This window comes from Citricoccus muralis (genome assembly GCF_029637705.1).
Lineage (GTDB): Bacteria > Actinomycetota > Actinomycetes > Actinomycetales > Micrococcaceae > CmP2.
On sequence record NZ_CP121252.1, the window covers coordinates 1778370 to 1792418 of the forward strand.

12 protein-coding genes are annotated in these 14049 nt (G+C 62.6%); 3 read left to right on the forward strand and 9 right to left on the reverse strand.

Going from position 1 to position 14049, the window contains the following annotated elements:
- Positions 1–35 precede the first annotated feature (35 nt).
- The gene (locus P8192_RS08155; protein ID WP_270105165.1) at positions 36–437 is read left to right on the forward strand and encodes a DUF4870 domain-containing protein; all 402 of its coding nucleotides are present in this window, start codon (positions 36–38) and stop codon (positions 435–437) included.
- 24 nt (positions 438–461) lie between these two features.
- Here the strand turns inward: P8192_RS08155 and P8192_RS14455 are convergent, their stop codons facing one another.
- The 4 genes from P8192_RS14455 to lepA form a co-directional block, all read right to left on the reverse strand.
- Positions 462–1082: a DUF808 family protein gene (locus P8192_RS14455; RefSeq protein ID WP_347403432.1), complete on the reverse strand. Its 621-nt coding sequence runs from the start codon at positions 1080–1082 to the stop codon at positions 462–464.
- Positions 989–1507, reverse strand: a complete 519-nt coding sequence (locus P8192_RS14460; RefSeq protein ID WP_347403403.1) for a DUF808 family protein — start codon at positions 1505–1507, stop codon at positions 989–991. Before P8192_RS14460 ends, P8192_RS14455 begins: the two co-directional genes overlap by 94 nt.
- A gap of 97 nt (positions 1508–1604) precedes the next feature.
- On the reverse strand, positions 1605–2876 hold the full coding sequence (gene hemW, locus P8192_RS08165) for a radical SAM family heme chaperone HemW (RefSeq protein WP_278156072.1): 1272 nt from the start codon (positions 2874–2876) through the stop codon (positions 1605–1607).
- A gap of 16 nt (positions 2877–2892) precedes the next feature.
- The gene (gene lepA, locus P8192_RS08170; RefSeq protein WP_278156074.1) at positions 2893–4752 is read right to left on the reverse strand and encodes a translation elongation factor 4; all 1860 of its coding nucleotides are present in this window, start codon (positions 4750–4752) and stop codon (positions 2893–2895) included.
- A gap of 167 nt (positions 4753–4919) precedes the next feature.
- Here lepA and P8192_RS08175 point away from each other — a divergent pair, with 167 nt between their 5' ends.
- Both P8192_RS08175 and rpsT read left to right on the forward strand, forming a co-directional pair.
- Positions 4920–5492 carry a type II toxin-antitoxin system PemK/MazF family toxin gene (locus P8192_RS08175; protein ID WP_278156076.1) on the forward strand — a complete coding sequence of 191 codons (573 nt, stop codon included), beginning with the start codon at positions 4920–4922 and terminating at the stop codon, positions 5490–5492.
- A 147-nt stretch (positions 5493–5639) separates the two neighbouring features.
- Entirely contained in the window at positions 5640–5906 is a 267-nt protein-coding gene (rpsT, locus tag P8192_RS08180; protein ID WP_270105160.1) for a 30S ribosomal protein S20, read from the forward strand.
- A 90-nt stretch (positions 5907–5996) separates the two neighbouring features.
- Here the strand turns inward: rpsT and holA are convergent, their stop codons facing one another.
- From holA to leuS, 5 genes are all read right to left on the reverse strand, one after another.
- Entirely contained in the window at positions 5997–6992 is a 996-nt protein-coding gene (gene holA / locus P8192_RS08185; protein ID WP_278156079.1) for a DNA polymerase III subunit delta, read from the reverse strand.
- A gap of 9 nt (positions 6993–7001) precedes the next feature.
- Positions 7002–9599 (reverse strand): ComEC/Rec2 family competence protein, encoded by a 2598-nt coding sequence (locus tag P8192_RS08190; RefSeq protein WP_278156080.1) that lies wholly within the window; start codon positions 9597–9599, stop codon positions 7002–7004.
- Positions 9596–10288 (reverse strand): ComEA family DNA-binding protein, encoded by a 693-nt coding sequence (locus P8192_RS08195; protein ID WP_278156082.1) that lies wholly within the window; start codon positions 10286–10288, stop codon positions 9596–9598. Before P8192_RS08195 ends, P8192_RS08190 begins: the two co-directional genes overlap by 4 nt.
- A gap of 126 nt (positions 10289–10414) precedes the next feature.
- On the reverse strand, positions 10415–11422 hold the full coding sequence (locus P8192_RS08200; protein ID WP_278156084.1) for a DegV family protein: 1008 nt from the start codon (positions 11420–11422) through the stop codon (positions 10415–10417).
- 14 nt (positions 11423–11436) lie between these two features.
- A complete protein-coding gene (leuS, locus tag P8192_RS08205) occupies positions 11437–13953 on the reverse strand; it encodes a leucine--tRNA ligase (protein WP_431521096.1) in 2517 nt (838 codons plus the stop codon).
- Between the last annotated feature and the right edge of the window lie 96 nt (positions 13954–14049).

The window sequence follows — 14049 nt, forward strand, 5'->3', positions numbered from 1 at the left end:
CGCACGAAATCTGCAGACAAAGGACACGGTGAACTGTGGCTCAGCATCCTGGCTACCCCCGCGGCGACGCATCGGAGAATTCCAGCTCGACCTCGGCTCGGCCGCTGACCCCTCAAGAAGACCGCCAGTGGGCCATGCTCAGCCACTTTGGCGCATTCCTCGGCGCAATTCCTTCCCTCGTCATCTTCATGGTGATGCGTGACCGTGGACCCTTCACGGCCCAGGAATCCAAGGAAGCACTGAACTTCACTCTGCCCCTCACCGTGGTTGCCGTGGTTGCCAACCTGCTGGCCCTGCTCCCGATCATCGGTGCCATCTTCGGAGTCGTCGCGGTGCTCTTGTGGCTGTTCATGACGATTTCCGGGGTGGTGGCCGGCATTGAGGTCAACAAGGGACGACCTTACCGCTACCCGTTTAACCTCCGCCTGATCAACTGATGTCGGTCGGACTGACCCAGCGGGTCAGTTCTCGGTTGGGTGCTGATGCCCGGCGCCGATGGCGCCGGGCGTTTTGCCACCCAGCGCCGCGCGCTTCGCGCCCTGCGCCGACGCGGCACCCTTACTAGCTTTGTGGTCCGTCGTTGTGGCGTCGCTGTCCAAACCGTGGCTCCAAGGCGTGAGCGTCCACAACCCCGCCAGGATCGCGCCCCAGATAGCGCCGACCACCAGGGACAGCGCGGTGTTGACCAGCCACGCCAAGAATCCGGCCGGAACCAGCACCTCAGCCCCGTGGATGAGGTGATAGGGCATTGAGAAGCCCAGTTCGTCCATTCCCACCACCATGATGTGTCCGCCAACCCACAGCATGGCCAGTGTCCCGATCACGCCGATGGTGGCGAGGACCTTGGGCATCGCGGTGACCAAGCCGCGACCAAAACTCGCCCACCGGGGGCGGTGGCCAGTGGCGAGCTTCAGCCCAATGTCGTCCATCTTCACCAGCAAGGCAACCACGCCGTACACGACCGCGGTGATACCGATACCAACGATGATCAGGATGATGGCACGTCGCCAAAAAGTCTCATCGGCAACCTCATTGAGGCTAAGGACCATGATTTCGGCCGACAGGATGAGGTCGGTAAAAATAGCTGCCTTGACGAGAGTATCCTCATCACGAGGCTGCTCTTGATCGGCCCGTGGCCCTTGTGAGATCCGCCGCGGAACTTCTCGATGGTCTTCTCCATGCCTTCAAAGCACAGATATGAGCCGCCGAGCATCAGCAACGGTGTCAGCGCCCAGGGCAAGAATTCGCTCAAGAGCAGGGCAATCGGCAGGATGATCACCAGTTTGTTGATCAGGGACCCGCGGGCAATCCGCCAGATCATCGGCAACTCACGAGCCGGCTTCACGCCCTCGACGTACTGCGGAGTCACCGCCGTATCGTCGATAACAACACCCACGGCTTTGGTGCTGGCCCGGCCGGCCGCCGCGGCCACATCGTCGACGCTGGCCGCCGCTGCCCGGGCGATAGCAGCGACGTCGTCGAGCAGAGCAACCAATCCCCCGCTCATGCGCCGAATCCATTCGTAGGCACCGCCAGGTGAGAGTGCAAGAAAGTCATGGGCTCAGCATACGACCCGGTGCCGAAAACGTGCTGATGATGATTGATCAGAATCCTGCGAGTCGGCGGGTGATGGCGTCATCGAGCAGGCGTCCCTGCAGGGTAGGAATGATACGACCACGCAACGCTGCGGCACCGTCAATGAGCCCGTCGGCAATGAGCTTGGTGATCTCCGCCCGGTCCAAGGGCTCGTCATCGTCGAAATCTGCGATGGCCAGTCCTTCCGACAGACGCACGCCCAGCATGATCCGCTCCAGCCGGCGAGCCTCTGCGTCGGGGGTTTCGCGTCCGATCGCCGGAGAAACCCCGGTCGTTAAACGCTGAGCGTAGGCCGCAGGGTGCTTGGCGTTCCAGAAGCGTACCCCCGCTAGATGCGAATGTGCTCCGGGGCCCACACCCCACCAATCTTGGTCCCGCCAGTAGGCGACGTTGTGGCGAGCTTGGTTGATGCCGCGCCGGTCTGGATCGTGCGCCCAGTTTGAGACTTCGTACCAGTGATAGCCGCGTTCAGCCAACAGGGTGTCGGCCAGCAGGTACTTGTCCGCTTGGTCGTCCGGATCAGTATCTGCTTGGGTTCCCCTCCGGACGGCGGCACCGAATTTGGTGCCTTCTTCAACGATGAGCCCGTAAGCGGAAATGTGGTCCGGTTGTAGCTGAAGCGCAGTATCGAGCGTGGTGCGCCAGTCTTCAAGGCTCTCCCCAGGTGTCCCGTAGATCAGGTCGAGCGAGACTTCCAGCCCGGCCTGCCGCGCCCAGGCTACGGCCGTTGGCACGTTCTCGGGACGATGAGTGCGCTCAAGAGTGTCCAGCACGTGGTTGACTGCAGACTGCATACCGAAGGAGACTCGGGTGAATCCGCCCTCGGCTAGCTTCCATAGCGACTCTCGAGTGACCGAATCGGGGTTTGCTTCCGTGGTGATCTCAGCACCCTCGGCGATGCCCCATTGAGAACGGGCAGCATCGAGAATGCGCACCAGGTCCGCGGCCGGTAACAGCGTTGGGGTGCCTCCGCCAAAGAAAACGGTGTGCAACTGACGCGCCGGAATATCCGAGGCGTTCATGACGTCGGCAGCGAAGCCAATCTCAGCGATGGCTGTATCTGCGTAGCTGGTCCGGGACGCTCCGGGGCCCATGTCTTCTGCCGTATAGGTGTTGAAGTCGCAGTAGCCACACCGAACCGTGCAGAACGGCACATGAACGTAGAGCGAAAAGGTCCGCGCAGCCCCGGAGCGTTTGGCGATCTTAATGGTCTGCGCTACCGTGTCCGGCAGTAGTCCGTCGGTCGGAGCCGGATCCGCGGTTATCGGAGTTCCTGGCACAAATTCCTCGTCAGACTCACTTCTTGGCGTTGGCTTGGTCGCCACCACCGTCGGAGGACAGTGCAGCAATGAAGGCCTCTTGCGGCACTTCGACGCGGCCGACCATCTTCATCCGTTTCTTGCCTTCCTTCTGCTTTTCCAACAACTTCCGCTTACGAGAAATATCGCCACCGTAGCACTTGGAGAGGACATCCTTGCGGATGGCCCGGATATTCTCACGAGCGATGATCCGGGAACCAATAGCCGCCTGGATCGGCACCTCAAACTGTTGCCGAGGAATCAGTTCCTTGAGCTTCCCGGTCATCATGACCCCGTAGGAGTATGCCTTGTCGCGGTGGGTAATCGACGAGAAAGCGTCCACGGCATCGCCCTGTAGCAGAATATCGACCTTGACCAGGTCCGCTTCTTGGTCCCCATCGGGCTGCCAGTTCAACGATGCATATCCCTTGGTACGGGATTTGAGCTGGTCAAAAAAGTCGAAGACAATCTCGGCCAACGGAATCCAATAACGGATTTCAACGCGTTCTTCAGAGAGATAGTCCATGCCGCGCATGTGACCGCGCTTGGACTGGCACAACTCCATGACCGCACCGATGTACTCGCTGGGGACGATCACCGTGGCGGAGGCCATCGGTTCCTGAACCGAGAGGATCTTCCCTTCGGGGAATTCCGAGGGGTTGGTCACGGTGACCACGGACTTGTCCTCCGTGGTGACTTCGTAGACCACGTTCGGCATGGTCGAGATTAGATCGAGGTTGAACTCTCGCTCCAGGCGCTCGCGAATAATCTCCAGGTGTAGCAGACCCAGGAAGCCCACTCGGAAGCCGAAGCCAAGCGCAACCGAAGTTTCTGGTTCGTAGTTCAAGGCGGCGTCGTTGAGCTTGAGCTTGTCGAGCGCGTCACGCAACGTTGGGTAGTCGGAGCCGTCGATCGGGTACAGCCCGGAGAAGACCATCGGCTGAGGCTCGTCATAGCCACCAATGTGAGTCTCGGCCGGCTTGGCGTGGGAGGTCACCGTGTCGCCGACCTTGGACTGGCGCACATCCTTCACACCGGTGATCAGGTAGCCGACCTCGCCGACGGACAGGCCCTTGGTGGGCTGTGGCTCGGGCGAGGATACACCGATCTCCAGTAGGTCGTGGGTGGCTCCGGTCGACATCATTTCGATTTTTTCGCGCGGAGACAGAGACCCGTCCACCACACGCACGTAGGTCACCACACCGCGATAGGTGTCATAGACCGAGTCGAAGATCATTGCGCGAGCTGGGGCGTCCACCTGACCTTCGGGAGCAGGCACGTCCTGGACCACACGATCAAGCAACGCATCGACGCCGACACCGGTCTTGCCCGAGACACGCAACACCTCGTCAGGTTCGCAGCCAATGAGGTGGGCGATCTCTTCGGCGTAGCGATCCGGATCGGCGGCCGGCAGATCAATCTTGTTCAGCGCAGGAATGATGGTGAGGTCATGTTCCATGGCCATATAGAGGTTGGCCAGCGTCTGTGCCTCGATACCTTGGGCGGCGTCGACCAGCAGGATCGCGCCTTCGCACGCAGCCAGCGATCGTGATACTTCATAGGCGAAGTCCACGTGGCCTGGAGTATCGATCATGTTCAGCGCGTAGTTCGTGCCGTCGACTTCCCAGGGCATACGCACGGCCTGGGATTTGATGGTGATACCGCGTTCGCGTTCGATATCCATGCGGTCCAGGTACTGGGCCTTCATATCGCGGGGCTGAACAACTCCAGTGGACTGCAACATCCGGTCAGCCAGAGTGGACTTACCGTGGTCGATATGGGCGACAATGCAGAAGTTCCGGAGCACGGCAGGGTCAGTGCTGGCGGGGACCGGAGGGTGGGACGCCATCGGCGACACGAGCATCATCCTTTTCGGGGCGAATCAGTGTCGTCGCCAAGTGGAATCCTTAACGACGCTGAATGTCTAGACCCCCTATTGTTTCATGTTTTCCTGCCTGCTGTGGCGGGCCACCCTCGGAGCCGGAGAGTCTTTCACTGGGTCGCGGATGTTTTACGCTGAAGAACATGGCTATGAACCTCCATCGCATTATGCGACTCGGTCGACAGGTGACTCGTCTTGCCCAGCAGATTAACCGGGCACGGCAGGGAAATGACACACCCCAGAAGCAGCGTCAGGGCGGCAACCGTTCCGCTGAGAACGGCGCAGGAACCCGCACCCCGCCTCAGACCAGCCATGAGGTGACGGACTATACCGGAGATTTTCGGGGTGCGGTGCGCTGTGAGTACGATCCTGTCCCCGGCCCGCAGGCGGGCCCAGGTGAAGTGGTGTGGACGTGGGTGCCGTTCGAAGAACTTGATGGCAGGGGCAAGGATCGTCCCGTGTTGATCATCGCTCGGAGGGGTCGTTACTTGCTGGCTCTGCAGCTCACGACCAGGGATCGCAACAACGCGTCGTCCCCTGATGAGGACTATCTCGACATTGGCTCGGGAGCTTGGGATCCGAAGGGTCGTCCCAGTGAAGTCAACCTGACTCGAGTGCTTCAGCTGAATCCGCGCGACCTGCGGCGCGAGGGTGGGGTGCTGGAGGAGCGAATCTATCAGCGCGTCGCCGCCGCAGTCGAGGCACGAACCGCCTGATTCGTGATATTCTGAATCCTCGTGTGTCCGCGCAGGTCGACGGGCACTCTCGGAACGGCTTTCCTAGGCATTCCCCACGCCGCTCAGTCGCCGGTGTCCGAGAAATTCCCTCACCGACCAACCAGTTGACAGAGAAGGACCATATTCGTGGCCAACATCAAGTCTCAGAAGAAGCGCATTCTCACCAATGAGAAGGCTCGTCTTCGGAACGTAGCGTACAAGTCCGAGCTGAAGACTGCCATCCGCGCCGTCGATAAGGCTGTCGCCGCTGGCGACAAGGACGCAGCGACTTCGGCCGTGGCCGTTGCCAGCCGGAAGCTGGACAAGGCCGTGAGCAAGGGCGTCATCCACAAGAACCAGGCCGCCAACCGCAAGTCGGGCATCGCCCGCCGCGTGAACGCACTGGGCGCCTGATCGGCTGAACCACCACGTACGAGGCGGCCCCTCCCGATTTTTCGGGAGGGGCCGCCTTAGTTTTGTCATCACTCTTAGCGAGTGATTCTGTTATCGACGTGCAGCCAGTGCGATGTTCGTGATCGCTTTCTCCACCGCGTAGTCGGCGTTGCGAGCCTGTCCTTTGGCCTCTGCATCGGCCTGAGCGACTTGCTCGACGGCCGCCGCAATGCTGTCTGGACGCCAAAAACGCACGGTGGCTGCGACGCGTTTCGCCTGCCATGGAGCCATCCCCAGTTCTGAGGCGATCTGTCCTTGCCCGATACGGGCGTCAACGATGCGCGCCAGCTGTCGGGTTTTCATGGCCAAAGCCGAGGTGACGGCCACAGGAGACACGCCGGTGGCCAGGGCGTGCCGCAATAGCCCGATGGCTTCGGCTGGTCGACCTTCCAGCGTCGCATCCGCCACTTTGAAGGCGGTGGCCTGAATACGACCTCCGTAGTAGCGGTTGACTGTCTGCTCGGTGATGGCACCTTCGGTGTCACTCATGAGCTGCGAGCAGGCAGCAGCCAGATCGGAGAGGGAACTCCCTGTGGCATCCAGCAGTGCGCGCACGGCCTCCGGGTCAATGCGGCGCCGGTGAGCGCGGAATTCCTGTTGAATGAACTCGGTTTTGTCCTTCTCCGAGGTGATCGCCTTACAGTCCACGAACGAACCGTGCTTGCCGAATGCGTCCACCAATTTCTTGCCCCGGTTGCCGCCCTGGTGCCAGGCCACCATGGTGACATCGTCGGAGGGCTGCTCGACGTAGTCCAGACAATCGGTGAGAAACGCCTCAGACATGGAGTGAAGTTGTTGCACGAGCAACAACTTCGTTTCTCCGAAAAGCGAGGGGCTGGCCAGCATGGTCAACTCTCCGCTGGTGTAGTCGGATGCGGAAATGTTGTGGATCTCGAGCTCGGGCTCCTCGGCCCGTAATTCTTCGCGAACCCGATCAATCACGCGAGTGACAATCAGCTCCTCGGGTCCCTTGAGCAGAATGAGTGCTTGTGCCGTCACCGTGCGCCAGTCCGTGCTCGGTGCCGTGCGTGATCGCGTCGCTGCCATGGAAATATCCTATCTGCTGGTGTCGATCTTCACGCTCCGCTCCCCCAAGGTCAAACTTGCCGAACCGTGCAAGTCAGTACGCAACACCGTTCCGGTACGCGTGGCCGCACCCACGATGTCGGGATGCGGATGCCCGTAGCTGTTGTCCGCACCGACACCAATAAGGAAGATATCTGGATTCATTGCTTCGATGATCTCGGTGCCACCATTTCGAGCGCCGTGGTGGCCAACTTTTAGGGCGTCCACCCGATCCGGAAGGACGCCCGCATTGAGTAACCCGCGGGTGGCATCTTCCTCCATGTCGCCGGTCATCAGCATGCTCAGCGACGAGGCTTCGTGCTGAATATCCACCAGGAGTTGGATGGATGAGTCGTTCTCATTCGTGGCCTGACCGTCGGCCTCCAACACGCTCCAGGTTACGGTGGTCTCTCGGCCAGCAATATTGCCCCGGAATCCGCCGGATTGTCCTTTACTGGCTCGCTGCGCGTAATCAGGAAGGGCCTTCGTCCTGGTTGATTCTGTGGGGATACGCATGTGCGCCCCCTGAACCGTAATTGCTGGGCTATCTTGATCTGTCTCGGTTGGGGAAGCCAGATCCAGTTCAGTGGACGGGGTGTCCGGTTCGGCGGTGCTGTACACAATGCGCTCGGGCCGCGCGATGTCGACAATGGCGTCGAGAGCCGCCACATGGTCGGCGTGCAGGTGGCTGATCACGGCCAACGGGATGTCCTCGATCCGGTTTTCGCGCAGACACCGCTGAGCGGCCTCGTCATCAGGGCCGGTGTCAACAACGATGGCCGCATGGTCCGAGGTTCGGATGAGCACCATATCTCCCTGCCCGACATCACAAATGACCACGTTCGAGTCCAACGGAAGCCTACTGGTATGAGTGGGCGTCAGCGCCGCGGCCTGGGCCACCACGGCGACAATAATGATCACCCACCCCAACTGATCCCGGAGGAAGTGAGAGCCTCTTCGAGGCTTGGCACAGTCCCGAGTACCCAACAAGCGGACCATTGGATGGCCTCGTCGTTCCCAGCGCATTAGCTTGAGCAGCACCACGACCATCGCCACCAGATGCAGGCCGATGAGGACCGTTCCCACGGTGCCATCGGGCCAAGGAGTCAGCGCGTGCGGCCAACGGGCCACGGTGTCGGCGATCCATCCGATCCCGGCGGCGGGCAGGGCAATGACGGTCAGGATCAGTTCGGCTGCCCCGGGTGCGATGACCCCAATGAAAGCAGCAAGGGTGCCGGGAACGGTGATGAAGGGAACCAAGGGGGCGGCCAACATGTTGGCTGGTACCGCGTAGATATTCACAGCACCGGTGAGCCCGAGTAGCACTGGCTGGCAAGCAAGTTGCGCGCAGACGGCCATGGCCAGCGCCGCGGAGATCGTGAGCGCCACGGGCTCTGGAAGAATCCGCTGCAGTCCCCCACTCAGCCAGCGTTCGACTGGACGTGCTCCGAGGACGATGCCGGTGGTCGCCGCCAGGGACAGCTGAAAGGCCGGTTCTCGCCCTAGCTCGGGCACAATGCACAGCAGAACACAGGCGGCCAAACACACCACGGGCAGCGCTTGGCGACCACGGCCGAAGAACACCGCCCACGCGCCGATCGCACCCATCGTCGCGGCACGAACGACCGAGGGCTCCCAGCCAACAACGTCGACGAAGAGCAGCAGGGTGCCCAAGCCGCCGGTCAATACCACAGCGCGGGGCATGCGGGCTGAGCGCAGCAAGATCGTGACCACTCCCACAACGAGTGAGCAATTAGCTCCGGAGACGGCCGACAGGTGACTCAGCCCGGAGTCCTTCATAGCCTGGTCTAGTTCCTGGCTCTGGGCCGATCGGTCTCCCAGGATAAGCCCTGGCAGTAGTTCGGGGGCGGCGCCGATGGTGTGTGCGGTGTGATCACGCAACGCTTGGCGGATCCGCTCTCTGCCCTGCCGTTCTTCCGGGTTATCCGACTCTGTTGGTGCTGTTGCTGTGTCCGTGGACGCGCACGGACCGTACTGGGGTGGCTGTTGTGCGGCAGCGAATACGGTGGAGCCGTTATCGTCTACCGTGGCAATCACACAGATGGTTGTCGCGATATCTGGGGGTCCCGTCCCCTGCCCTTCACCCGAGAGCACGACCGACACCGGCGACTCGAGCCGCAGATGCGGGTGTCCGTAACCTGTAATGGTGCCGGCCAGATGCCAGCGAGGCCCGTACGTGGATTCGCTCTGAGTGACGGTTCCTCCAGGTTCGATGCTTAACCGTAAAGGGGTGTCACTGGACACGGCGCTTTCCCACCCAACGAGGATTCTGGCTTCGCGCTGGGCAACTGCGTGCCCTGCGACGATGGAGGCCAGCCCGCAGGCTAGCACCAATGACCCGACGAACGCCGCACCGGGCCCAGGTTGAAGGGGGCGGGTATGGAGCACCATCACCATCACCAGGCCGAGCACCGCGCAGGCGAGCAGCCCGGGCACCAGCCAAGGCAGAATTCGGGCGTCCATCTGGTCGACCCAGAGTGCAGTGAGGAGACAGAGACCGGCGGCTGGAACCAGGCGAAGATCGAGCGGGGCGGGAGCGTCACGGCGCGGAACCGACTGATCCCTCACCAACTCACCAGGCCCTCGAGCTTCTCCATCATGGCGGGGCCGATTCCGGAAACGGCGTCGAGATCGGCCATCGTGGTGAACGGCCCCACCGATTCGCGGTGCTCAATGATTCGCTCTGACATGGCAGGCCCCACCCCAGGCAATGTCTGAAGCATCGCGTCGTCAGCGGTGTTCAGGTTCACCGTGCCGCTGTTGGTTCCTGTGGAGGTATCTGCGGCGTCAGTCGCTGGATACGGTGCAGTGCCGCTCTCGTCGGGCACCATAATCTGTTCACCGTCATTGAGCACCGCGGCAAGATTCAGTCCGGCCAGATTGGCCGCATCGGTGGGGCCGCCGGCCGCGTCGATGGCGTCGATCACCCGTGACCCCTCAGCTAGTTCCACAATCCCTGGTTCCCTGACCTCACCGGCGACGTGCACGATCACCTGCGGGGCAGGGGTCCCGTGGGCGGTGGCGGTCACCGGGGCTGCCGTGTGTTCTTCAGTTTCGGTGGGCAGCTCCACCTGTTGCTCAACGGAGCTGCCAGCAGGTTCCTGCAACCAACGGAATAGCCACCACGTCCCGGCGATCACCACGATCACCAAAACTGCGGAGACGGCCATGCGGGAGCGCCACAGCGGTGCTGCGTGCACCGCACGCTGTTCAATGGGACGATAGTCCGGCTCGAGATTGTCCGGAGAGGACGTCAATGCCGGGAGTAGTTCAGTCTGACTGTGTCTGCCCATCTGCCCACCGTGCACTCTGGAGCGCGTTCCAGGTGTGCACGGGGACAGAGCCTGCGAACCGGTGACCGCGTTCAGCGGGGTGTGGAGGAGTCAGCCGGTGGGTGGTGCGGTTGGTTCCGGCGGGCCATCCTGGAGGAACTCTGGCAAGGTGAAATCGGGGCTCACGGTGACACCGAGGGCACCAAGACCCAGATGTGCGGCCAGCACCGCCGGGAGCGGAATGACCGGCACGGTCAGCGTCGAGTCTGCAGCAAGACGCCCGGCCAGTTCGTGGGCGGCGTCCATGTTCCCATAGCCGTGCACCGCTACTCGAGAGGGACGTTGTGCAGTTTCTTGGCGGACCTGGCGGATCAGGGAGTCAATGGCTCGCGCGGTGGTACGGGGCCGGTCCAGCAGCGCCACGGCGCCGTTGTTGAGCGTCAGTACGGGTTTGACCTGCAGCAGCTGGCCCAGCAGGCCAGCGAGGGCTCCGATGCGGCCACCACGCCGTAGCTGTTCGAGATTGGGCACAGTAAAGAATACTCGGGATGCCCGGGCGGAGGTGGTGATGAGGCGGGCCATCTCCTCTGCGGGTAGCCCGTTACGGGCTCGGAGTAGGCCATCCAGCACGGCGGTTCCCAGGGCCATCCCGGTGGTTTCGGAGTCGATGACCTGCACTGGTATCCGTGATTCGCCGGCGGCAAGCCGTGCCGCATCGGCGGTACCGGACAGCCTACCCGAGAGCACCACCGCGACGATGGAGCCGTATCCCTCGCGGGCGAGCTCTGCGTAGGCGTCTGCGAAGGCTCCGGGGGCCGGCCGCGAGGTCTTCACCGCGGTTCCGGCTGCTAACGCCAGGGGTAACTGTGCGGATAGTTCTTCGGTGCCCTCGGAGTAGATCTGGTCGCCCACCATCACCGGCATCGGCACGGTACGCAGGTGAGAGCCCACCGGCAGGGTCAGCACATCGGCTGGCAGCGAGCAACTGGAGTCGGTCACGATGGCTGCGCGTTCACGACGCGGTGGCTTGATGCCATAGCGGCCCCACCCGGTCGCTTCGGCGCGCACGGCGCGTGACCGTTGCACGATGTCGCGGAACCACTGAGAATGCGAGGCCATCGAGTCCTCCGGGCTCACCCGGTCACAATGTTCACGAGCTTGGGTTCACGGACGATGACCTTGCGGACCTCGGCGTCGCCGATAGCCTTCTGCACGGTCTCCGAGGCCAGTGCCAGCTCTTCGAGTTGGGCGGCGGTGATCTGCGGGGAGACATCCAGGCGGTCACGGACCTTGCCCTTGACCTGCACTACGGCGACCACGGTGTCCTCGACCAACAGCTCGGGGTCCACATTCAGCCAGGAGGACCGGGCCACCGACGGCTCGTGCCCGAGCAACGCCCACATGTCCTCGGCGGTGTACGGCGAGACCAGGCTCAGCAGCTGAGCCACCACCTCGGTGGCTTCCCGCACGGCCGGATCAGCGGGGCCGGCGCCCTGGTCGATGGTCTTACGGGTGACGTTGACCAGCTCCATCAGCCGGGCGATCACCACGTTGAACTTGTGCTCGTCGAGCAGTTGCTCGCAGTCGGAGACGGTGCGGTGGGTCTTCTGACGCAGGCCACGGTCACCGGTGGAGGCAGCGGCGTCGCGATCCCCACCGGCTTCGGAGACGTCGTGGGCCAGTCGCCAAGCGCGAGCCAGGAACTTTGCGGCACCGCCGGGCGAGACATCAGCCCAGTCGACGTCGTCTTCCGGAGGCGAGGCGAACACCATGGTCAAACGCACCGCATCAACACCGTAGGTGTCCAGCTGTTCGCCCAGGTCCACCCCGTTGCCCAGCGATTTCGACATCGCGCGGCCACCATTGAGCACCTGCCCCTGGTTCAGCAGCGCCTTGAACGGCTCCGTGAACGAGATCAGCCCCATGTCGTAGAGCGCCTTGGTGAAGAACCGCGAGTACAGCAGGTGCAAGATGGCATGCTCGACGCCGCCCACGTACTGATCCACGGGCAACCAGCGGTCGACCGCAACTCGGTCGAATGCCTGGGTGTCGTCCTGCGCGGAGGCATACCGGATGTAATACCAGGAGGAGTCCACGAAGGTGTCCATGGTGTCCGTGTCGCGCTGAGCGGCGCCACCGCACTGCGGGCAGTCCACGTTAAGCCATTCCGTTGCCGACGCCAGCGGTGACTTGCCCTTCGGCGCCAGCTCTTCACCGCGCAGGTTCTCCGGCAGGCGCACCGGCAACTGATCCTCGGGCACCGGAACCTCTCCGCAGTGCTCGCAGTGGATGATCGGGATCGGAGTGCCCCAGAACCGCTGACGTGATAACAGCCAGTCGCGAAGACGGTAGTTGACCGAGGCTTCGCCGGTGCCGCGTGCCGCCAACAGTTCAACGGCGCGAACGATGGCCTCATCCTTGGAGAGACCGTCCAGCTCACCGGAGTTCACCAGTACGCCGTCTCCGTGGGTGGCGACCCCGCTCGCGGCAGGATCTTCTTCGCCGGTGTCGACCACCACGCGCACGGGCAGGTCCATGACGCGGGCGAAGTCCAGGTCGCGCTGATCGTGGGCCGGAACGGCCATGATCGCACCGGTACCGTAGTCGGAGAGCACATAGTCGGAAGCCCACATCGGCAGCCGTTCCCCGGTCAGGGGGTTGACGGCGTAGCGGCCCAGGAACACACCCGTCTTCGGGCGATCCGTGGCCTGTCGTTCAATGTCGGAGACCCGCTTGAGGTCTTCGCGGTACTGCTCCAGTGCCGCGGCGTGTTCGTCGTCGACCAGCTCACGCGCCAGCTCGGCGTCCGCAGCAACCACCATGAAGGTGGCGCCGAACAGGGTGTCGGGACGGGTGGTGAACACCGGGATCTCGGGGCCATCCTCGACGGCGAACCGCACGGTGGCACCCGTAGAGCGACCGATCCAATTCCGTTGCATGGCCAGCACGCGCTCGGGCCAGTGCCCTTCTAGCTCGCCCATATCGTCCAGCAGACGATCGGCGTAGTCGGTGATCTTGAAGTACCACTGGTTCAGGCTCTTCTTGGTGACCTGAGTGCCGCAGCGCTCGCATTCGCCACCGTTGATGACCTGCTCATTGGCCAGCACGGTCTGGTCCTTCGGGCACCAGTTGACCGGAGACTCCTTACGGTAGGCCAGGCCATTGCGGAAGAACTGCTGGAACAGCCACTGGGTCCACGTGTAGTACTCAGGGTCCGAGGTGTGCAGCTCGCGCGACCAGTCGGTGGTGATCGCGTACCGCTGGAAAGACTTCTTCTGAGTCTCGATGTTGGCGTAGGTCCACTCGGCCGGGTGCGCGTTGCGCTTGATGGCGGCGTTCTCCGCGGGCAGTCCGAAGGAGTCCCAGCCGATCGGGTGCATCACATCGTAGCCGCGCAGCATCCAGTACCGGGCCACGACGTCACCCATCGCAAAGGCCTCAGCGTGGCCCATGTGCAGGTCACCCGAGGGGTAAGGGAACATATCGAGCACGTAGCGACGCGGACGCGAGCCGTCGTCGGTGGGGACGAACGTGTTGTTCGTCGTCCAGTAGTCGGCCCATCTGGCTTCGATGCGGGCAACATCGTAGACGCCTTCTGTGGTGGCCGCTTCCGTCTCTGACACCTTCACACCTCTGCACGCTCTCGACATGACAGCGCCCGACGCGCCCCACACCGTCTACGGCACGCGACACATCGAGCAGCTCGGAAAACCTTCGTCGATTCTACCGCGTCTAGGATCCCATCT